15 protein-coding genes are annotated in these 20,268 nt (G+C 57.8%); 7 read left to right on the plus strand and 8 right to left on the minus strand.

The genetic code is table 11. The annotated features are described in order from the left end of the window. Positions 1-36: 36 nt before the first annotated feature. Entirely contained in the window at positions 37-1,701 is a 1,665-nt protein-coding gene (locus tag AC2FFB_RS03175; protein WP_496874491.1) for a hypothetical protein, read from the plus strand. Further along, entirely contained in the window at positions 1,698-2,363 is a 666-nt protein-coding gene (locus AC2FFB_RS03180) for an SH3 domain-containing protein (RefSeq protein WP_496688259.1), read from the plus strand. Before AC2FFB_RS03175 ends, AC2FFB_RS03180 begins: the two co-directional genes overlap by 4 nt. Here AC2FFB_RS03180 and mfd read toward each other — a convergent pair. Both mfd and AC2FFB_RS03190 read right to left on the minus strand, forming a co-directional pair. Continuing rightward, the gene (mfd, locus tag AC2FFB_RS03185) at positions 2,360-5,815 is read right to left on the minus strand and encodes a transcription-repair coupling factor (protein WP_496874492.1); all 3,456 of its coding nucleotides are present in this window, start codon (positions 5,813-5,815) and stop codon (positions 2,360-2,362) included. The genes AC2FFB_RS03180 and mfd overlap by 4 nt on opposite strands. 18 nt (positions 5,816-5,833) lie before the next feature. Next, the gene (locus AC2FFB_RS03190; protein WP_142633539.1) at positions 5,834-6,361 is read right to left on the minus strand and encodes a component of SufBCD complex; all 528 of its coding nucleotides are present in this window, start codon (positions 6,359-6,361) and stop codon (positions 5,834-5,836) included. Between the two features lie 119 nt (positions 6,362-6,480). On the opposite strand from AC2FFB_RS03190, the gene hemB reads away from it, so the two are divergent. From hemB to AC2FFB_RS03210, 4 genes are all read left to right on the plus strand, one after another. Further along, positions 6,481-7,479, plus strand: coding sequence for a porphobilinogen synthase (gene hemB / locus AC2FFB_RS03195; protein WP_281972015.1), 999 nt, complete (start codon positions 6,481-6,483; stop codon positions 7,477-7,479). Positions 7,480-7,620: 141 nt separating this feature from the next. After that, on the plus strand, positions 7,621-8,196 hold the full coding sequence (locus tag AC2FFB_RS03200) for a lipid-binding SYLF domain-containing protein (protein ID WP_142633534.1): 576 nt from the start codon (positions 7,621-7,623) through the stop codon (positions 8,194-8,196). 173 nt (positions 8,197-8,369) lie between these two features. After that, positions 8,370-10,832, plus strand: a complete 2,463-nt coding sequence (locus tag AC2FFB_RS03205; protein ID WP_496874493.1) for a penicillin acylase family protein — start codon at positions 8,370-8,372, stop codon at positions 10,830-10,832. A 106-nt stretch (positions 10,833-10,938) separates the two neighbouring features. Then, on the plus strand, positions 10,939-11,331 hold the full coding sequence (locus AC2FFB_RS03210) for an SgcJ/EcaC family oxidoreductase (protein ID WP_496691158.1): 393 nt from the start codon (positions 10,939-10,941) through the stop codon (positions 11,329-11,331). Between the two features lie 52 nt (positions 11,332-11,383). Here the strand turns inward: AC2FFB_RS03210 and hflX are convergent, their stop codons facing one another. The 4 genes from hflX to trkA all read right to left on the minus strand — a co-directional run bounded on the left by hflX (position 11,384) and on the right by trkA (position 15,935). Further along, entirely contained in the window at positions 11,384-12,655 is a 1,272-nt protein-coding gene (gene hflX, locus AC2FFB_RS03215) for a GTPase HflX (RefSeq protein ID WP_496874494.1), read from the minus strand. Next, positions 12,655-12,894, minus strand: a complete 240-nt coding sequence (hfq, locus tag AC2FFB_RS03220) for an RNA chaperone Hfq (RefSeq protein ID WP_010440340.1) — start codon at positions 12,892-12,894, stop codon at positions 12,655-12,657. Before hfq ends, hflX begins: the two co-directional genes overlap by 1 nt. Before the next feature lie 126 nt (positions 12,895-13,020). Further along, on the minus strand, positions 13,021-14,559 hold the full coding sequence (locus AC2FFB_RS03225) for a TrkH family potassium uptake protein (protein WP_496712964.1): 1,539 nt from the start codon (positions 14,557-14,559) through the stop codon (positions 13,021-13,023). Then, positions 14,559-15,935 carry a Trk system potassium transporter TrkA gene (gene trkA, locus AC2FFB_RS03230; RefSeq protein ID WP_142633524.1) on the minus strand — a complete coding sequence of 459 codons (1,377 nt, stop codon included), beginning with the start codon at positions 15,933-15,935 and terminating at the stop codon, positions 14,559-14,561. Before trkA ends, AC2FFB_RS03225 begins: the two co-directional genes overlap by 1 nt. Before the next feature lie 96 nt (positions 15,936-16,031). Here trkA and AC2FFB_RS03235 point away from each other — a divergent pair, with 96 nt between their 5' ends. After that, positions 16,032-16,511, plus strand: coding sequence for a hypothetical protein (locus AC2FFB_RS03235; protein ID WP_142633522.1), 480 nt, complete (start codon positions 16,032-16,034; stop codon positions 16,509-16,511). An 11-nt stretch (positions 16,512-16,522) separates the two neighbouring features. On the opposite strand, the gene ntrX is transcribed toward AC2FFB_RS03235, so the two are convergent. After that, entirely contained in the window at positions 16,523-17,932 is a 1,410-nt protein-coding gene (gene ntrX, locus AC2FFB_RS03240; protein WP_142633520.1) for a nitrogen assimilation response regulator NtrX, read from the minus strand. Then, positions 17,929-20,217, minus strand: a complete 2,289-nt coding sequence (locus AC2FFB_RS03245) for a sensor histidine kinase NtrY-like (RefSeq protein ID WP_496688272.1) — start codon at positions 20,215-20,217, stop codon at positions 17,929-17,931. The genes ntrX and AC2FFB_RS03245 overlap by 4 nt, the downstream gene beginning before the upstream one ends. Between the last annotated feature and the right edge of the window lie 51 nt (positions 20,218-20,268).

Consider the following 20,268-nt stretch of genomic DNA (forward strand, 5'->3'; position numbering starts at 1 on the left):
ACGTTATCCTCCCCTTGTTTCGAGGGGAGATTTTCAATGAGCGACTACTACGATCTGGGCACCCATTCCTGTCCGGTAAGCACCTCTTCGCCCGATGCGCAACTGTGGTTCGACCGGGGGCTGGTCTGGACCTATGGCTATAACCACGAAGAGGCCGTCGTCTGTTTTCAGCGCGCGCTAGAGCATGACCCGAACTGCGCCATGGCCCATTGGGGCGTCGCCTATGCGGCGGGGCCGAATTACAACATGCCCTGGGACCTGCACGATGACGCGGGCCGGCAAAAGGCGCTGGCGCTGGCCTATGATGCGACGCAGCTGGCCATGTCTCTTGCGGGCGAATGTACGCCGGTTGAACGAGCGCTGATCCGCGCGCTTCCCGCCCGCTATCCCCAGCGCGAAGCCATTGACGACATGCACAACTGGGATCACGATTTTGCCGAAGCCATGCGCGCAGCGTTTGCATCGCAGCCCGCTCATCTGGACCTGCGCACGATCTATGTCGAAGCGCTTTTGAATCTCACCCCCTGGCAAATGTGGGATTTGACGACCGGCCAGCCCGCCGAAGGGGCCGCCACGGTCGAGGCGCAAAAAACGCTGGAGGAGGCGATGGCTGATGATCCAGCAGCGATGTCTCATCCCGGGTTACTGCATCTTTATGTCCACCTGATGGAGATGTCTCCGACCCCGGAAAAAGCGCTGAAAGCGGGGGATGTTCTGCGGACGCTGGTTCCCGATGCGGGCCATTTGGTGCATATGCCCACCCATATCGATGTGCTGTGCGGCCACTATCAGAACGTCGTCCACTGGAACCAAAAAGCCGTTGAGGCCGACCTGAAATATTACGAACGCGAAGGCGCGTTCAACATCTACACCGGCTACCGCCAGCACAATTATCATTTTGTCATATATGGCGCCCTATTTCTGGGACAGATGGAACCGGCTCTGCGGGCCAATCAGGGATTGTGGGACACCACACCCGAAGACATGCTGCGCATAGAAAGCCCCCCCATGGCGGATTTCTTCGAAAGTTACATGTCAATGGGGCCGCATATCCTCATCCGGTTTGGCCGTTGGGAAGAGGCAATGGCGCTTGAGCTGCCCTCGGACCCCGATCTGTACTGCACTCTCACGGCAACCACGCATTATGCCCGGGCCATTGCTTTTGCCGCCACTGGGCAGGTCAGCGAAGCCGAAGCCGAAGAGCAGTTGTTCCTCGCTGCCAAGGCCCGCGTGCCAGAAACGCGATTGCTGCACAATAACAGCGTGATCGACCTGCTGGACATTGCCCGCGAAATGCTGCGTGGCGAAATCGAGTATCGCATGGAAAACTACGATGCGGCCTACGCCCATCTGCGCCGCTCGGTCGAACTGGACGACACCTTGCCCTATGACGAGCCATGGGGATGGATGCAGCCCACTCGTCACGCGTTGGGTGCATTGCTGTTCGAACAAGGGCATACCGCCGAAGCCGAGGCCATATACCGCGAGGATTTGGGGTTGGGCGGTACGCTCAGCCGTGCCTCTGTCCATCCTGACAATGTCTGGAGCCTCAAGGGCCTGCATGACTGCCTGAAGGCGCGCGGTGAGACGGTTGAGATCGTGCAGATCAAACAACGGCTCGATCTGGCTCTGGCCCGTGCGGACCGGGCTGTTGGGGCGTCCTGTTTCTGTGCCCAAGCCGCCATGAGGGCCGCCGAATGAGATACGCCCTGCTATTCGCTTTGCTCTGCAGCCCGGCGCTGGCGGATCGACAATCCTTTCCGCCGGTCGACGAAGCTGAGCGGGATTCAACCCTTACCGAATTCCGCAGCGAGCTGCTGAACATGGTAGCGGCGCACGACGTCGACGGCCTGCTGTCCGTTGCCTGCCCGGACATCTACCTGAGCCACGGCGGCGATGGCGGCCCGAACGAGCTGCGCGAATATCTTACCCCAGGCCCTGCCACGTCCGAACAAGATTATGAAAGGGATAAGGACGTTGAAACCTATTGGTCCGATCTGGAAAACACCCTGTCTCAGCCCGGCTATTTCAACGAAGACGGCGAGTTCTGGATGCCCCACCAATGGCAGCTCACCCTACCCGCTTCGCTGGATCCGGCGTTGGCCTATTTTGTGACCGCTCAGGATGTAACTCTGCGCAGGGCACCGAACCGAGGTGCGGCGATACTGGACCTCATCAGCTATGAGGTTGTCATCATCCGCGACTTCTCCCCCATCGCGCAATACCAGAGGGTTCTGCTGACTGATGGGGGTCAGGGCTATATGCACAGCGATTTCCTGTGGCCCATGACTGGTTACCGGGCAGCATTGGCAAAATCCGAAACTGGCGAATGGCAGTTGTGCACCTTTGTCAGCGGTGACTAGGCTTTGGCCTTTTTCTTTTCGGCCACAAGTTTTTCCGCCAGATCGCGGGCGATGGCAAATGCCCCCTTGATCTTGTCGCTATCCTTCTTCCAATCGCGGCGCACGACGATCTTGTTATCCTTGACCTTGGCCAACCCGCGCTGGTTCTGGATGAACTCGACCAGCCCCTGAGGCGAGGCAAATTTGTCGTTGTGAAACTGGATCGTCGCGCCTTTGGGCCCGCCATCTAGCTTTGCAATCCCCGCCCGTTTGCACATCGCCTTGATGCGCACGACCAGCATCAGGGTGTTGACCTCTTTCGGCAGCGTGCCAAAGCGGTCGATCAATTCAGCGGCGAAGCCTTCCAATTCCACCTTGGTCGACAGCGACGACAAACGGCGATACAGGCCCAGGCGGACATCCAGATCGGGCACATAATCCTCTGGGATCAGGACAGGGACGCCAAGATTGATCTGCGGCGCCCATTGGTCATCTGCATCCGACAGGCCTTCCATCTCACCGGCTTTGATCTTGGCAATCGCCTCTTCCAGCATCGACTGGTAGAGTTCATAACCCACATCGCGCATTTGGCCCGACTGTTCCTCGCCCAACAGGTTACCCGCCCCTCGAATATCAAGGTCCTGAGACGCCAACGTGAACCCCGCCCCCAGCGTGTCGAGCGAGCCCAGAACGCGCAGGCGTTTTTCAGCCGTGGCAGTCAGACGGGCGCGTGGTTTTGTTGTCAGATAGGCATAGGCGCGGGTTTTCGACCGCCCGACCCTGCCGCGGATCTGATAGAGCTGCGCCAGCCCGAACATATCCGCCCGGTGCACAACCATCGTATTTGCAGTCGGGATATCCAGCCCGCTTTCCACAATCGTGGTGGCCAGCAAGACATCGTATTTCCCGTCGTAGAACGCATTCATCCGATCGTCGAGTTCCCCCGCCGCCATCTGCCCATGCGCCACCATATAAGTCAGCTCGGGCAGTTGCTCTTTCAGGAATTCCTCTATCTCGGGTAGGTCCGAGATGCGCGGGACGACATAGAAACTCTGCCCACCACGGTAATGTTCACGCAGCAGGGCTTCGCGGATCGTGACCGCGTCGAACTCACTGACATAGGTGCGGATCGCCAGCCGGTCGATGGGAGGTGTGCCGATGATCGACAGGTCACGCACGCCGGTCAGGGACAGTTGCAGCGTTCGTGGAATCGGCGTCGCGGTCAGGGTCAGGACGTGGATATCGCTACGCAGCTGTTTCAGACGCTCCTTGTGGCCAACACCGAAATGCTGTTCCTCGTCGATGATCAGCAGACCCAGATTGTTGAACCGAATCCCTTTTGCAAGCAAGGCATGGGTGCCGATCACAATATCCACCGTGCCGCGCGCCAACCCGTCACGGGTCTGTTGCGCCTCTTTGGCCGAGATGAAGCGGGACAGCTGCCGCACCTCAAGCGGGAAGCCCCGGAAGCGATCCTTGAAGCTGGCCGCGTGCTGACGCGCCAACAGCGTTGTCGGTGCGATCACCGCCACTTGCACGCCCGACATTGCGGCAACGAAAGCGGCACGCATTGCGACCTCGGTCTTGCCAAAGCCCACGTCGCCACAAATCAGACGATCCATCGGCGCGCCAGAATGCATGTCTTCCATGACCTCACCGATTGCGCGCAGCTGATCGTCAGTTTCCTGATAGGGAAAGCGCGCACTGAACTCCTCCCACGCGTGCGGAGGCGGGTCCATGATCGGGGCCTTGCGCAAGGCCCGTTCGGCAGCGATGCGGATCAGCTTATCCGCCATCTCGCGAATGCGCTCTTTCAGCTTGGCCTTCTTGGCCTGCCACGCGCCGCCGCCCAATCTGTCCAGCAGACCCTCATCATGACCGTATCGCGACAGCAGTTCGATATTTTCGACCGGCAGGTACAGTTTGGATTGTTCTGCGTATTCCAGCAGCAGACATTCATGGGCGGCACCGGCCGCCGTCACGACCTCCATCCCCAGATAGCGCCCGATGCCGTGATCCACATGAACCACCAAATCACCCGGGCTAAGGGATTGGGTTTCGGTCAGGAAATTCTCGGCCTTGCGGCGCTTTTTGGGCTGCCGGATCAGCCGGTCGCCCAACACATCCTGTTCGGCGATCACGGTCAGGTCGGGCGTTTCGAACCCGTGCTCCAGCGCCCAGACGGCCAGATGTAGCCCGCGTTTGCCGATGCGCGTACCGTCGGGCACGGGGATCGCCTCGGCAAGGCCTTCATCCTCGATCAGCCCAGTCAGACGTTCGCGGGCCCCTTCGGAATAAGAGGCAATCAGAACCGGCCCCTTGGCCATTTTGTCGGTGATATGGCTGGCCAGTGCTCCGAACAAGCTGATGCTTTCCTGCTGGCGTTCCGGGGCAAAGTTGCGCCCGATCCGACCACCAGCATCGATCACCCCGGGCCCAAGGGCCTGAGGCAATGCATTGAATTGCAGAACGCGCCTATCGCCGACAGCTTGTTCCCAAGCAGTGTCATCTAGATACAGTAGGCCCGGTGGTGTCGGTTTATACACCGTGTCCATGCGCGACCGGTTCTCCAGTGCGAGCCGCCGCGTTTCGTATTGATCGGCAATGGTTTCCCAACGTGCCAAACGGGCAGGCGTGACCTGATCATCCAGCGAGATTGTGGCACCAGGCAGATAATCAAACAGCGTTTCAAGCTTTTCGTGAAAGAACGGCAACCAATGCTCGATGCCTTGATGCTTGCGGCCTGCGCTGACGGCCTCGTACAGGGGATCATCGGTGCCCGCCGCACCAAACTCGATGCGATAATTCTGCCGAAACCGGGTGATGGCGGCGTCATCTAGAATGACCTCGGACACTGGCGCCAGCTCCACAACAGCCAGCTTTTCGGTCGTACGTTGCGACACCGGATCAAACCGACGTGCTCCATCCAGAACATCCCCGAACAGGTCCAGCCGCACCGGCCCGGATTCGCCGGGCGGGAAAATGTCGATGATGCCCCCTCGAACGGCATAGTCGCCGGGCTCCATCACCGTGGGGCTTTGCGTGAAGCCCATGCGCACAAGGAAATTCCGCAACGCGGTTTCATCAATGCGGTGATCGACACGGGCGGTAAACGCCGCCTCTCGCAGCACTGCACGGGCGGGCACGCGTTGGGTTGCGGCGTTCAGAGTTGTCAACAGCACGTATTGCTGCGGCATCTGGTGCACAAGTGCGGCAAGGGTGGCCACACGCGCTGCCGAGATATCCGCATTGGGCGATACCCGATCATATGGCAGACAATCCCAACCTGGGAACACAAATACCGGCATGTCAGGCGCAAAAAAGGCAAGCGCCGCGCGCATCGCCTCAAGCCGTTTGTCATCACGCGCGACATGGCACACCGGCCCGCCAGAGCGCGCCAGCTCATTCAGGACAAGCTGCGCGTCAAACCCTTCGGGGGCGCCGCCAACGATTACTTGGTTCGGACCCGTCATCGCCAAGCCTTTCTGATTTTACCAACCCGGGACGCCGATGGAAAAATTCTGGTACATGCCCCAAAGCGAAGTGATCAAGATCGAAATCATACCAACTATCTGGGTATAGATCCGGCAGCGCGTAAGAATCTTGGAAATATACTCCAGACTGGGTGTTTCCCTGCGCAGTTTCCGCGCGGCTGATACATTGATCAGCACGACAAGACAAATCGGAAACAGCAACAAAAACACGGCCTGCGCGAATTCGACACCGTAATAGAACCCCAAAGTGGCGAGACCCGTGAACAAAAAACAACTAAACGCTAATATCGCGAGGCCGGATACATCCAATATATAGAGCAATCGGTTTCCGTTAATGCGGACGATATCCATCAAATCCTGTTCCGATTGCCCGCCTACCCGTCTTGCGCGCACAACAAGGTCATACGGCACGCCCATGGCCCAGTGGCTGGCCGATGACCACAACACCGCAAGCCCGATCCAATACCAGAGATTCGAAAAGCTGCGCATGTCGATGAGTTCAAAAATCGAAGAGTATAAGTCCACGCGTCAGCCCTTAATTTCCGTCTTCAGGGACCTTCTTCGCAAAGACGCGTCCATCGTTACCCTTGAGACTACACGGAATTCATGCCACCCAATGCTGGAATTTACAAGGAGAGCGCGTCATGAAACCGACCATTGCCCCCTATCCTCTGGCCCGTTTTCGTCGAACACGCCAATCACAGGCGGTGCGGGCGCTGGTCCGCGAGAATACACTGACCACCGATGATCTGATCTGGCCGGTTTTCGTCCGAGACGGCGAAGGTATTGAAGAGCCTGTCCCCTCGATGCCTGGTGTCATGCGCCGCTCGGTCGATCTGATCGCACAGGCTGCGGTCGAAGCGCAGGCCCTGGGTATCCCGGCAATCTGCATCTTTCCCTACACCGACGCCTCCCTAAAGACCGAAGATTGCGCCGAAGCGTGGAACCCCGATAACCTGTCCAACCGAGCCATTCGCGCCATCAAGAAAGCCGCACCTAATATCGCGGTGATGACGGACGTGGCGCTGGACCCATACAATATCAACGGCCATGACGGATATGTGGTCGATGGTGAGATCATAAACGATCAAACGATCGAGGCGCTGGTAAAGATGACGCTGGCGCAAGCAGATGCGGGCGCCGACATCATCGGACCGTCAGATATGATGGATGGCCGGATCGGTGAAATGCGGCGCGCCCTGGAAGGCGCAGACCATCACAACGTGATGATCCTCAGCTATGCGGCCAAATATGCGAGTGCGTTCTACGGACCGTTCCGAGATGCAGTGGGCGCCTCGGGCGCGCTGACCGGGGACAAGAAGACCTATCAGATGGACCCCGGAAACTCGGACGAGGCGCTGCGCATGATCGAGCGTGACCTGACCGAAGGCGCAGACATGGTCATGATCAAACCCGGCATGCCCTATTTGGACATCTGCCGCCGGGTCAAGGACACGTTTGGCGCGCCGACCTATGCCTATCAGGTCTCGGGTGAATACGCGATGATACAGGCCGCGGCGCAGAATGGCTGGATCGACGGAGAGAAGGTCATGCTCGAAAGTCTGCTGGCGTTCAAACGCGCGGGCTGCGACGGGATACTGACCTATTTCGCGCCTCAGGCCGCCCGGATCCTGCAGGGCTAATCCCCCGCGTTTCCGCGATTTTTCGCCGACTATCTTTGGTCACTGGGCAGCTTTCCCGTGACACGAGGCGACAATCGGCGTATTCTTGCGGACAAGATCGGGAGCACCCGACAATCAGGCATTTATACAGAGATAAAAAACATGAGCAGTTCCAAACCTACTCGATTAAGCCGTCGTGGCTTTGCTTTTGGCATGGCCGGTCTGTCAGTGACCGCCGCTTGCGGCAATGGCGTCGGCAGTTCCAACGCAGCGACGATTGACGCCCGTGTGGATGCGACATTGAACCAGATGTACGCCACCTACCCCAACACGCTCGAAATCGCGAACAAGGCCAACGGCATGCTGGTCATGCCTCTGATAACCGATGCCGGACTAATCGTCTTTGGCGGTGCCTACGGCACAGGCGCGCTACGCATTCAGGGCGCGACAGTTGATTACTATTCCGCAATTTCGGGAACCGCCGGCCTGCAAATCGGTGCCCAGCAATATGCGCATGTCCTGTTCTTCATGACACAGGACGCGTTGAACGATTTCCGCCGTTCCAGCGGATGGACCGCCGGGGCCGAAGTCGGCTACGTGGTCGATGCGACGGGCGACTCTCTGTCGACCGACACCACCACCCTGCGTTCGCCGGTTCTGGCGGCGGTCTTCGGACAGGCAGGGCTAAAGTTCGGCGCGACGGTCGAAGGCACGAAATACACCCGCATCATTCCCTGATACCGGACTACCCTCCCCCCTCAAGACACCCCGCTTTCGGCATCACGCCCGAAGCGGGATTTTTCATTCAAACCGCGGTAAACACGCATGTTCTCATGCGGTTCCTCTTTCGATCCGTGCGGCCATCCTCTAGTGTCTGCGCAATCATAGAGTGAACGGAAATGTGACCGCTGATGGGAATTGTCTTTCGCTGGCTTGTGCGTATCGCCTCGGGTCTTGTTCTGCTGACATTGGCGGCTGTGTTGCTGGTGTATTTTCTGGCCAGCCAGTCCCTGCCGGACTACGATCAGACCGTTAAAGTTGATGGCCTGACTGCGCCGGTTGAGGTTGTCAGGGATACAGCGAATGTTCCCCATATTCTGGGCGCATCAGACCCGGATGTCTTCTTTGGGCTTGGCTATGCCCATGCACAGGATCGCCTCTGGCAGATGACTGTTCTGCGCCGGACAGCGCAGGGCCGATTGTCCGAAGTCTTTGGCGCTCGCACTGTTCATATCGACAAGCTGTTGCGGCGGTTTGATCTGTACGGGCTTGCACACCGGTCGGTACAAGCCCAGGACGACTATACCAAAGAGGCCCTGCGCGCTTATGCTGCCGGGGTGAATGCACGACTGGCCGAGATTAACGAAAACGCATTGGGCCGTGGTGCGCCAGAGATGTTTTTGTTCAATGCGCCTGTATCGCCCTGGCAACCGGGCGACAGCCTGGCCGTCATCAAACTCATGAGCCTGCAACTTTCTGGCCATCTTGAGGATGAAGTGCTGCGCGCGCGCACATCGCTTATGCTGGATGACCAGACCCGACTGGCGGATATTCTGCCTGATGTTCCCGGGCCGGGAATCGCCGCTCTGCCCGAATACGCCGCCCTGTTTCCTAACCTGCCCAGATATGCGGCCGGATCGTCGATGCCGGACACGCCCATCTCGCCCTTTCCAAAGCGCGGATTGGCCGGAGCATCGAACGCATGGTCTGCCGCCCCCACAAGATCTGCCAGCGGAGGGACGCTTCTGGCCAATGATCCGCATTTGGGTTTCACAGCGCCGGGCATCTGGTATCTGGCCCGTCTGGAACTGGCCAAAGGCGGCGTGATCGGTGCCACGATCCCCGGCATCCCGGCGGTGATGACCGGACGCAGTGATCGGCTGGGCTGGGGTTTGACCTCATCCTATCTGGATGATCAGGACATCCATATCGAGCAGTTGAACCCAGAAAACCCCGAGGAATACCTGACCCCCGAAGGATACAAGACCTTTCGCAGCCGCCCTTCGATCATCGAGATCAAAGACGAAGCCCCAATCACTCTGACCCTGCGTTGGACCGAGAACGGACCGGTTCTGCCGGGCACCCATTACGATCTTGGGACGATCACGCCGCCGGGTCATGTCGCCTCGCTGTCCTGGACAGCCCTGAGCGCACGGGACACTTCCATGTCAGCCTCAATGGCGCTGATGAATGCGGACACTGTCCGACAAGCAATCACCGCAGCCGAGCTGTTCATGGCGCCATCTCAGAACCTGTCATTGGTCGACAAGGACACGATCGGCATGAAGCTGATCGGTGCAATGCCGCACCGTGCCGCAAAGAACCAAAGCCGGGGGCGTATTCCGACGCCTGGCTGGCTGGCCGAAAACCGGTGGCAAGGCCGCCTGCCCTATGCTGACAACCCCGAATTCGTCGCACCTGCGGGCGGCATTCTGGGCAACACAAACAACAAGATCATCGACCGGCCATTTCCCGAACATGTCTCATTTGAATGGGGGGATACGCAGCGCATCCATCGCTGGGAACGGCTGATGCAATCGCGCGAGGTACACACGCGCGACAGCTTTATCGAGGCACAGCTGGACACGGTCAGCTTTACCGCGCGCTCTCTGCTTCCGCTGATCGGGGCTGATCTGTGGTACACCGGCGCCTCTGCCCCCGAAGGCACCCAGGAACGCCAGCGCCAGATCGCGCTGAACCTTTTGGCCGAGTGGAATGGCGAGATGAATGAACACCTGCCAGAACCCCTGATCTATGCTGCTTGGGTTCGGGCGCTGCAAATCCGGTTGATCGCAGATGAGCTTGGCCCCCTGGCGGCTGAATACAAACATGTCGAACCACTGTTCATCGAACGTGTCTATCGCGACATCGACGGAGCTTCGGCCTGGTGTAATGTGCGTCAGAGCGCGCCGACAGAGACCTGCACCGATATGGCGCGCATGGCACTGGACGATGCGCTGATCTGGATTTCCGAAAAATACGGAGGATCACTGGAATCTCTACGCTGGGGTGACGCGCATCAGGCGACGCATGACCACCCGGTTCTGGGATCGGTTCCGGTGCTGCGATTCTTTGTGAATATCCGACAGTCCACCAGTGGTGGCGACAACACCCTGCTGCGTGGCAGAACATCTGGCGAAGGCCATGATCCGTTTCAGAACGTGCACGGTGCAGGCTATCGCGGCGTATATGATTTTGCGGATCCCGACAGCTCGGTCTTTATCACGGCTACGGGCCAGTCGGGTCACTTCCTGTCACGCTACTATGACGATCAGGCCCAGCTTTGGCGTCGGGGTGAATACATCCCGATGTCCCTGGACCTTGACCTGGCACATGCAGCCGCCGTCGGAGTGACCACCCTTATCCCCCGCTAAGTTCCGTGCTTCGGCAAGACCTCGCCCGTTTATTTTCCATCGCGTGGACGCTGAATGGCGTTTGGCATACGATCCATAGGCCTAGGATTTGTGTGCGGGGGACCAAATGGCCAGTATCCGGGATAAGCTGAACAATCTCGCGCGGGATTATGCGATCGCCTGGAGCTCGGGCGACCCCGAGGCCGTTGCCAGTTTCTATGCGCCCGACGGACAGATCACGATCAACCGTGGAGAACCGATCATAGGCCGCGCTGCGGTGGCGGAAATGGCGCGCGGGTTTTACACTGATTTCCCCGATCTTGAGGTCCGCTGCGACATGTTTCGCTGGGCGGGAAGCCACGCAATATTTGTCTGGACCCTTGAAGGGCACCATTCCAAAACCGGCAATCACGTCGTGACGCGGGGCTGGGAAGAATGGGAAATGACCGACACCAACCAGGTCCAGAACTCTTTGGGTTGGTTCGATGCCGAGGATTTTCAGCGCCAGATTGACGGCTGATCACGGACCACTTTGTTCGATGGGTATAGGAAAGTTCTTCCCCAGTCAGGGTTCAAAGCGCTGCGTATTGCGAAGCTTGTTTCTCTGTCCACAGCACGTCGATCACAAAGCCATCTTCGGTCTGCTTTTCGGACTGCACGACCTCCTGGCGGAACAACCACGCGCGCTTGTTGCCTTCGGCAAATCCCAGTTCCAGCGTTGCCTCAGAACGTACGCCCTGTAGCGTGACGGCAATTTCCGCCAAAAGCGGGGCGATCCCTTCGCCGGTGACGGCTGAAATCGCGAAAATCCCCTGATCCCGCTCTGCCCGCGCCATCGCGGCTTCGCGCTCATCCGGGGACAGCAGGTCGATCTTGTTCCAGACCTCAATCCGGGGCCGCGTATCGTCAATACCCAGTGAAGTCAGGATAGTTTCGACATCCTTCGCCTGCGCCTCAGATTCATCGTGGCTGATATCGCGCACATGAACCACGATATCCGCACCCAGAACTTCTTCCAGCGTCGCACGGAAGGAGGCGACCAACTCGGTGGGCAAGTTCGAAATGAACCCCACCGTGTCCGACAGGATCACTTCGGGACCGTCAGGCAGTTCGACCCGACGCATGGTGGGGTCCAAGGTGGCGAACAACATGTCCTTGGCCATGACATCGGCCCCGGTCAGGCGGTTGAACAGGGTTGATTTGCCCGCGTTGGTATAACCTACCAACGCCACAATCGGATATGGTACCTTGGCCCGCGCGGCGCGATGCAGCGTGCGGGTCTTGACCACCTTCTGCAACTGACGACGCAAGCGCACCAGTTGTTCATCAATGGCCCGACGGTCCGCTTCGATCTGGGTCTCACCCGGGCCACCCACAAAGCCCAATCCGCCCCGCTGCCGTTCCAGGTGGGTCCAGGCACGCACCAGCCGGGTCCGCTGGTAACTCAGCGCGGCCATTTCCACCTGCAATACGCCCTCACGGGTGCGCGCACGGTCGCTGAAGATTTCGAGGATCAGCCCGGTCCGGTCGAGGATCTTGACCTTCCACGCCTTTTCAAGATTGCGTTGCTGAACGGGCGTAACCGATCCGTCGATCAAAACCAGCTCGACTTCGTTCTCGTGCAACCGTTCGGCCAGTTCCTCGATCTTGCCGCTACCGAACAGAAAACCGGCCTGCGCCCGAGGTAAGCGCACAACTTCGGATCCGATCACATCAAGGTCGGGCAATGCAGCGGCCAGCGCCACCGCTTCTGCCAGCGCCGGTCCTGGAACGCGGCGCTGTTCATCTGATTTGATTTCCGGATGCAGCACCCACGCTCGGGTGCGCACCCTTTCAAGTTCCATCAAGAGGCGTCTTCGCCCTCATACAGGCTGATCGGCTGCGATGGCATGATGGTCGAAATCGCGTGTTTGTAGACCAGCTGCGACTGTCCGTCGCGGCGCAACAATACGCAGAAGTTGTCGAACCAGGTGATCACACCCTGCAATTTCACACCGTTGATCAGGAAAATTGTGACCGGGACTTTTGCTTTCCGTACATTATTCAGGAACGCGTCCTGCAGATTCTGTCTGTCCGAAGCCATATTCTTATAATCTCGCCATTGTTCTTGCTACGCGCTGCGGACCAACGCGCTCCCTCCGGCTGAGTATGGAGTGTCGTTAACCGATATTCCAGATGAAAAATCAGTCACTAGCATGGTTATTGTTTCTTAACCCCTCAATAGAGCGGGTGTGATCAGGGCAATAATCGCCAGCGTTTCCAATCTGCCGATCACCATAGCGGCACACATGGTCAGCTTGGCACCGCCCGAAAGGTCGATCAATCGGATAGGAACATCGGTTGCCAATTCGATCAACGGCCCTGTCGTGCTCAGCGCGGCAACGCTAAGCACCATAGCGTGTTCGAACCCCGTACCCATGGCAGCAAGCAACACATTGAACACAGCAGCTGTCAGGGCAAACATCATGAAAAATATCCAAGCGATAAAGGCCCCATCGCTTTGGATGCGACGGTTTCCGCCACCTACTCCGCTGACCGAAGACGGGTAAATCAAACGGTCAATTTCGCGCGCGCCGTTAAGGTACAGAGCGAAAACCCGCAACAGCTTTACCCCGCCCGCCGTTGTTGCAACTCCACCGCCGATCAGCGCAAGCCCCATCAGGATCAATCCCGGGGTGCCCAGACCGGAAATTTGCTGGGCATCATCCCAGTTTGCACTTTCGAACCCTGCGGTTGTCAGAAATGACAAGACCGTAAAAATCATGCCCCAAATTACGCTCAACGCCTGAAGAGGCTCCATCTGGCCGCCAATTTCGCTGACGCCGGCAAGAACCCTGAAGAAAAGCAGCGCCGCTACGCCTGCAACGATCATGAGCCCGATCCGGAACTCGGGGTCCTTATCCAGCCGCGAATATCCGGAGGTAGCTGTGTCCGAGGAAAAGGTAAGACGCGACAAAGCGAAGAACAGGAACAGAAACAGGATGGCCTCACCGGTTACCCCGGCCTGCGCTCCCTCAAGCCCACCAACCGGTGAGATACCCGATGTGGCCATGGTTGACATCGCATGACAGATGGCGGTCAGGCCCTGCTCTCCTGCGATCACGAGCAACAGCCAAATGACAGCGGTCAGCCCGACATAAACCGGCGTCAAAGTCAGCGTGACGCGGATAAGACGCCCGCGTGGGTCTACCATCTCGCTTTGCGCCACGCCTGAAACCGGGCGACCGGGTTGACCACGGGCTGTCACCTCGAACCCGCCCAGCGACAACGGCGCGAGGATCGCGGCCGCTGAAATCCACATCAAAAGCCCGCCCATCCATCCGACCTGAGCCCGCCAAAGGTGTAACGGCGCCGACAACCGGTCAGGATCAGGAAACAAATCAGCCCCGGTAGTGGTCAATGCGCTGACCATGTCGAAATAGGCATTCAGAAAGCTCGTATTACCCAACGCATCATGCAGAGGGATCGCAAGAAACAAGGGCAATACGGTGAAACAGCCTAACAAGACCGCCAACTGGCCCAATGTCCCTCGACGCGGCATTCTGTTGGATGTTGCCAGCGAGATGATCCCGACCACGAACAACCCCAGCAACCCGGAATAGAAGAACGACCGGGACGTGTCGTGATCATCCAGCACCAGCGCAAATATGGCAGGCATCCACATAGCGGCGGCAAAAATACCCCAGATCAGAAGAAACAGCGGCAATCGCCGTACAAGGCTAACCTGTTTTTTCCGTGCATGCGCCATCAGAAGAAATCGATCGAGACCTGCATCAGCCGTTCCACCTCGGGGACGTCTTTGGCCAAGGCAAAAATCGCCACCACATCCTTTTCTTCAATCCTGAGACTACCGGTGGGGCGCAACATCTCATCGCCCTTACGCACGGCGCCAACCAGCACACCTTCGGGGAAATCAATGTCGCGCAGCCTCTGCCCGGCCATGGGCGAGGTTGAAAGTACTTCGGCCTCGATCACTTCGGCCTCTGCATCTCCGATGGAGTAGACCTGCCGCACGCGTCCGTGCCGAATATGGCGCAGAATCGAACTGACGGTGGTGGCGCGGGGGTTGATATAGGCGTCGATACCCAGCGGCCCCATCAGGGCAACCATGCTGGGATCATTGATCAGTGCAATCGCCAGAGCACAACCTTCGGCCTTGGCACGCACGGCAACCAACATATTTACACGGTCATCATCCGTGACGGCCAACATTGCATCCGCGCGTTCGATGCCAGCTTCGCGCAGCAGCGCCGCGTCCAGACCATCACCGTGAAGGACAATCGTTCGCTCAAGCGCTTCGGCTGCCACTTCCGCACAGTGGCGGTCTCGTTCAATTATCTTGGCACGAACGCGGCTTTCACGTTCTTCCAATGTCCGAGCAACTTCAAGACCGACATTACCACCGCCGACAATCACCACCCGGTCCTGCCGTTTTTGCGCCTTGCCGAAAACCTCCATCGTGCGGTCCACGTCTTTGACATTGCTAAAGACATAGCATTCGTCACCGACAAACAGCTGGTCCTCGGATTCCGGGGCAAACAGCGTACCCTCGCGCCGGACACCCACCACGATAGAGCTGAGCGTCGAAAACAGATCGGTCAGTTGCCGCAATGGCGTGTTCACGATCGGGCAATCCTCGGCGATGCGAATGCCAAGCAACTGCGCTTTGCCATCCATGAACATCTCGGTGTCAAAGGCGGATGGGGCAGACAACCGGCGCATCGCCGCTGCGGCAACCTCGCGCTCGGGGCTGATCACCACATCAATCGGCAGGTGATCGCGGCGATACAGATCTGAATGAATCGCCTCGAGATAGGATTTCGACCGAAGCCGGGCGATTTTGCGCTGAATGGAGAAAACCGAATGTGCCATCTGACAGGTGACCATGTTCACCTCGTCCGAATGGGTGGCAGCAATAATCATATCCGCATCGCGCGCGCCCGCTCGGTTCAGAACATCCGGATAGCTTGCAAATCCCGCAATCCCCTGAACATCCAAGGTTTCGGTCGCCCGTCGCACCAGATCAGGATTGTTGTCAACCACAGTAACGTCGTTCAACTCGCCCGAAAGATGCCGTGCAATCTGCCAGCCAACCTGACCCGCACCGCAAATGATGACCTTCATGCTATTGGCCCTTCTGCCTGAAATCTTTGAATGACAGATGCCCCCCAGACGGTCAATTAGTTTGTAACACAAGCAAAGCTGAGGCAAGGTAAGCGTATGAAAACAATAGCTCTCACGATTTCTTTGACTCTGTTGCTAACTGCGTGTGGGCCGCTTTCCCTGTATTATCAAGAGGGCGAGACAGTTTCGCAAATGCAGTCGGAAACGACCGGATGTCAGGTTCAGTCCCTCAAAGACGCCCCCGTTGCCAATCAGGTGCGACAAGGGGCACCAACCTATTGGCCAGGTCGCACCTACTGCGATGGTCGGGGAAGGTGTCATCGCACCGGAGGCTGGTGGCAGCCCGGTCAGATCTATACGGTCGATGTGAACAAAGGGCTGCGCAACAAGCTGGAAGCACAATGCATGGCGCAGAAAGGCTATCGCCCGGTCAGCCTTCCGCCTTGCAAGCAGGGCGTAAAGTCGCGTGTTGCTGCGGTCCCAACAACACAGCTGCCACCGCTCAGCACAGATTCATGTTTCGTCAAATTCGACAACGGAACGTTTCAGATAATTACCCCAGGTCAGGCAGGGTAAAGGCCGGCGGATCACTCCGCCGGTTCAGCCTCGTCCAGTTGTGCAACTCGCGCCCCCGATTTGTTCGAGGTCACAACGCCCAGAGATTTAAGCTTACGATGAAGCGCGCTGCGTTCCATGCCGACAAAGCTGGCAGTGCGGCTGATATTGCCCCCGAACCGGTTGATCTGGGTCAGCAGATATTCACGCTCGAACGCCTCGCGAGCTTCGCGCAACGGCAAGGTCGCCAATGCCCCGGACAGAACGACGCGACCTGATTCATCGGCTTTTTCTTCTTCGTTTGGCAGCTCACGCGCTTCGATCGGGCCCGTACCGTCACCCAGAATGAGCACCCGTTCGATCAGGTTCTTAAGCTGACGCACATTGCCCGGCCAGGTCATGGTCTGCAGCAACGCGACAGCTTCGTCTGAAATCTCGCGCACCGGCAGGCCCTGGGATTCATTGCACATTTCAATAAAAAACTCGGCAAGAACCGGAATATCCTCGCGCCGATCTTCTAGCGAAGGCACCGAAATAGGCACAACATTCAGACGATGGTAAAGTTCTTCCCGAAAACGATCAGCGGCGATTTCTGCATCAAGGTCACGATTGGTCGAAGAGATCACCCGCAGGTCGACCCGAACCTTGTCGGTACCTCCAACCCGTTGAAACTGTTGATCAACCAGAACCCGCAGGATTTTTGACTGGGTTCCCATGGGCATATCTGCCACTTCATCAAAGTAGACGACGCCACCATGGGCCTCTTCCAACAGGCCTGCCTCAACCCCGCGTTCGGTAGTTTCACGGCCGAACAGAACCTCTTCAACGCGCTCCGGCTCGATCCCGGCACAGTTCACGGTCACGAAGGGCGCATTTGCCCGGTTCGATTCTGCATGGATATAGCGCGCGGCGATTTCCTTTCCTGAACCGGCAGGTCCTGTCAGCATCACACGCCCGTTGGACTTGGTAACCTTGTCCAGTTGGCTCTGCATTGCCCGGAACGAGGCCGATTTGCCGATCATATCCGAGCTTGTGACCTCTTTCCGCTTTAGCGAGGCGTTTTCGCGGCGCAGGCGCGAGGTTTCCATCGCGCGGCGGATCACAACCATCAGCTGGTCGATGTTAAAGGGCTTTTCGATAAAGTCATACGCCCCCTGCTTGATCGCAGCGACAGCGATTTCGATATTCCCGTGGCCCGAAATGATCACCACCGGAATGTCTGGGTTGTCGCGCTTTACAGTCTTCAGAATATCAATCCCGTCCATCCGGCTGTCTTTCAGCCAGATATCCAGGATCAAAAGCCCCGGGGGTTCGGAATTGATGGCTGCCATACACTCGTCCGAGTTGCCAGCCAGCCGGGTAGAATAGCCTTCGTCCTCGAGAATATCGGACACAAGCTCGCGAATATCACGCTCGTCATCTACAATCAGAATGTCGCTCATCTTTGGCCTGCTTTCAGTTTGTTTGTATCAATTGCCTGCTTTTTCGGCGCTGAATTTGAGGAAATATTGCTCACGGGCAAACGGATCACGGCCATTGCGCCAAAATGGTCCTGTCCGTCAAATACGGGGGCGTCCTCAAGTGTCAGCACCCCGCCATGTTCTTCGATAATCTTTTTGACGATCGGCAGCCCCAGCCCGGTGCCCTCGTCGCGTGTGGTCACGTAAGGCTCAAACAGCCGCGCACGATCTTCCGGCAAGCCGATACCGTTGTCGGCAATGGTAATTACCGTGCCCGCATCGTCGCCGATCACAGTAACCTTGATCTGAGGCTTGAGGTTCTCAGGTGCCCCTTTTTGTTTCAGCGTTTCAATCGCTTCGCCTGCATTCTTGATCAGGTTGGTCAGCGCCTGATTCAGCATTGTTGCGTCTACATCACCTGAAATCGGCTGATCTGGAAGCATCGCTTCGATTTCGACATCCGGCTGACCGGCTTGCTGCAACAGAACAGCCTCGCGCACCAACCCCACCAGATTTTCTTCGTGCCGATCCGGTTCCGGCATGCGCGCAAACTTTGAAAATTCATCCACGATCCGCCGCAGATCATTCGTCTGGCGAACGATCACATCAGTCATGGATACAAGGATATCGCAATCATCCTCATCCAGTTTGGACGAAAACTTTCGTTTGATCCGCTCGGCGCTCAGCTGGATCGGGGTCAAGGGGTTCTTGATCTCATGTGCGATGCGGCGCGCCACATCACCCCAGGCTGCCATTCGCTGTGCACTGACCAGATCGGTCACGTCGTCAAAGGCAACCACATATCCTTCAAGCCCGCCATCTTCGCCGCGGCGGATCGCCATGCGGACCAACAGGTTTTCCAAATGGCCTTTTCGCGTGACTTTGATTTCACCCTGCACAGCCTCTTGCCCGCTGTCCTTGAGACTTTCGAACAAAGGCATGAATTCGGGCACCGCAATTCCAATGGCAAGATGTTCCTCTCCACGGGACCAATCCAACAGGCGTTCGGCGGATCGATTCACAAACGTCACGCAACCATCGGGGTCGACACCAACAACACCAGATGTGACCGAGGTCAGAACCGAGTCGAACAGCCGACGCCGGCGTTCGATCTGCCGTGTGTTCTCCAAAAGGGTATCGCGCTGCCCTTTCAACTGTCGGGTCATCTGATTGAAATAACGGCCCAGCATCGCAATTTCGTCATCGGTGGCTTCTTCGATAACCTGAACGCCCAGATCGCCTGCCCCGACACGCTGCGCAGCGGTGGTCAGGCGTCCAACCGGGCGCGAGAGACGCTCGGCGAACCACATTCCCAGCGACACTGCAGCCAGGATCAGGATCACGGCAAAACCCAGATAAAGCAGGCCGAATTCAAACAATACCCGTCCGCGTTCACTTTCAAGCTGTTGATAGAACTGGACTGTTTCCTTGGTATCGTCCAGCAGCGTCAGCAACTGCCCGTCCACTTCCCGGCTGACATAGAGATACCGATCAAGATAAGCCTTCAAAGGCACAAGCGCCCGAAATTCACTGTTTTGCCAATCGGCAATGATCAGCAATTCATTCTCAGTCGCCTGGGCCATCTGTTCGGAGGTCGGCTTTTCGAAGTTGAAAAGATAAGAGCGATCCCCCCGGGATCGGATTTCGCCATTTCCATCAATGACATAGGCCTCACGCAGACCGCGCTGGATTTGCGCCTGCCCTTGCGCCAGAACCTCTCGCAGTTCAGCATCGGAAATATAGAAATCGCGCGTCCGGGCATTGTCCAGAAAAAGCGCCAATACGACGGCGTCTTGCGTCAGGCCCTCTCGGTGTTCCTGTTCATAAGCTTCCGCAGCAGTAAGCGAGGATCCGACAACCTGCCTTACGCGGTCGGAAAACCAGCCCTCAAGACCAATATTCACCGTCAGACCGGCAAAGATTGCAACCGTGACAGTCGGCACCAGAGCCAACAGCGTGAAAGCTCCGATCAGTCGCAGGTGCAAACGGGACCCCGCGGATTTGGCCCGGCGCGCTGCAATCAGGTTGCCTACCTGACCCAGAACCAGCGCCGCAACCACGAGAACATAGACCAGATCCGCAAGCAGGATCAGGCGCAATGAGGGCGCGGTTGCCCCCAGATCGAATGGACCAATGACCAGATAAGTGGTCAAAGCCAGCACCGGGCCCAGCAAAACCAGACCCAAAGTTCCAAAATTGCGCAGCCTTCGGGATTTTCGCCACCGATTGACTGATAAAATCAGCCCGCTCTGTGCTCGGGTTGCCACCGTCTGCCCTCATCCTGATGTGCCGCTTGCGCGACTTACCGCCATATGTCG

The organism is Ruegeria sp. YTSA219, assembly GCF_059609985.1.

Coding starts and splice junctions, on each gene's coding strand:
- AC2FFB_RS03175 (WP_496874491.1), top strand. CDS start 37: ATGAGCGACTACTACGATCTGGGCACCCATTCCTGTCCGGTAAGCACC.
- AC2FFB_RS03180 (WP_496688259.1), top strand. CDS start 1,698: ATGAGATACGCCCTGCTATTCGCTTTGCTCTGCAGCCCGGCGCTGGCG.
- mfd (WP_496874492.1), bottom strand. CDS start 5,815: ATGACGGGTCCGAACCAAGTAATCGTTGGCGGCGCCCCCGAAGGGTTT.
- hemB (WP_281972015.1), top strand. CDS start 6,481: ATGAAACCGACCATTGCCCCCTATCCTCTGGCCCGTTTTCGTCGAACA.
- AC2FFB_RS03200 (WP_142633534.1), top strand. CDS start 7,621: ATGAGCAGTTCCAAACCTACTCGATTAAGCCGTCGTGGCTTTGCTTTT.
- AC2FFB_RS03205 (WP_496874493.1), top strand. CDS start 8,370: ATGGGAATTGTCTTTCGCTGGCTTGTGCGTATCGCCTCGGGTCTTGTT.
- AC2FFB_RS03210 (WP_496691158.1), top strand. CDS start 10,939: ATGGCCAGTATCCGGGATAAGCTGAACAATCTCGCGCGGGATTATGCG.
- hflX (WP_496874494.1), bottom strand. CDS start 12,655: ATGGAACTTGAAAGGGTGCGCACCCGAGCGTGGGTGCTGCATCCGGAA.
- hfq (WP_010440340.1), bottom strand. CDS start 12,894: ATGGCTTCGGACAGACAGAATCTGCAGGACGCGTTCCTGAATAATGTA.
- AC2FFB_RS03225 (WP_496712964.1), bottom strand. CDS start 14,559: ATGGCGCATGCACGGAAAAAACAGGTTAGCCTTGTACGGCGATTGCCG.
- trkA (WP_142633524.1), bottom strand. CDS start 15,935: ATGAAGGTCATCATTTGCGGTGCGGGTCAGGTTGGCTGGCAGATTGCA.
- AC2FFB_RS03235 (WP_142633522.1), top strand. CDS start 16,032: ATGAAAACAATAGCTCTCACGATTTCTTTGACTCTGTTGCTAACTGCG.
- ntrX (WP_142633520.1), bottom strand. CDS start 17,932: ATGAGCGACATTCTGATTGTAGATGACGAGCGTGATATTCGCGAGCTT.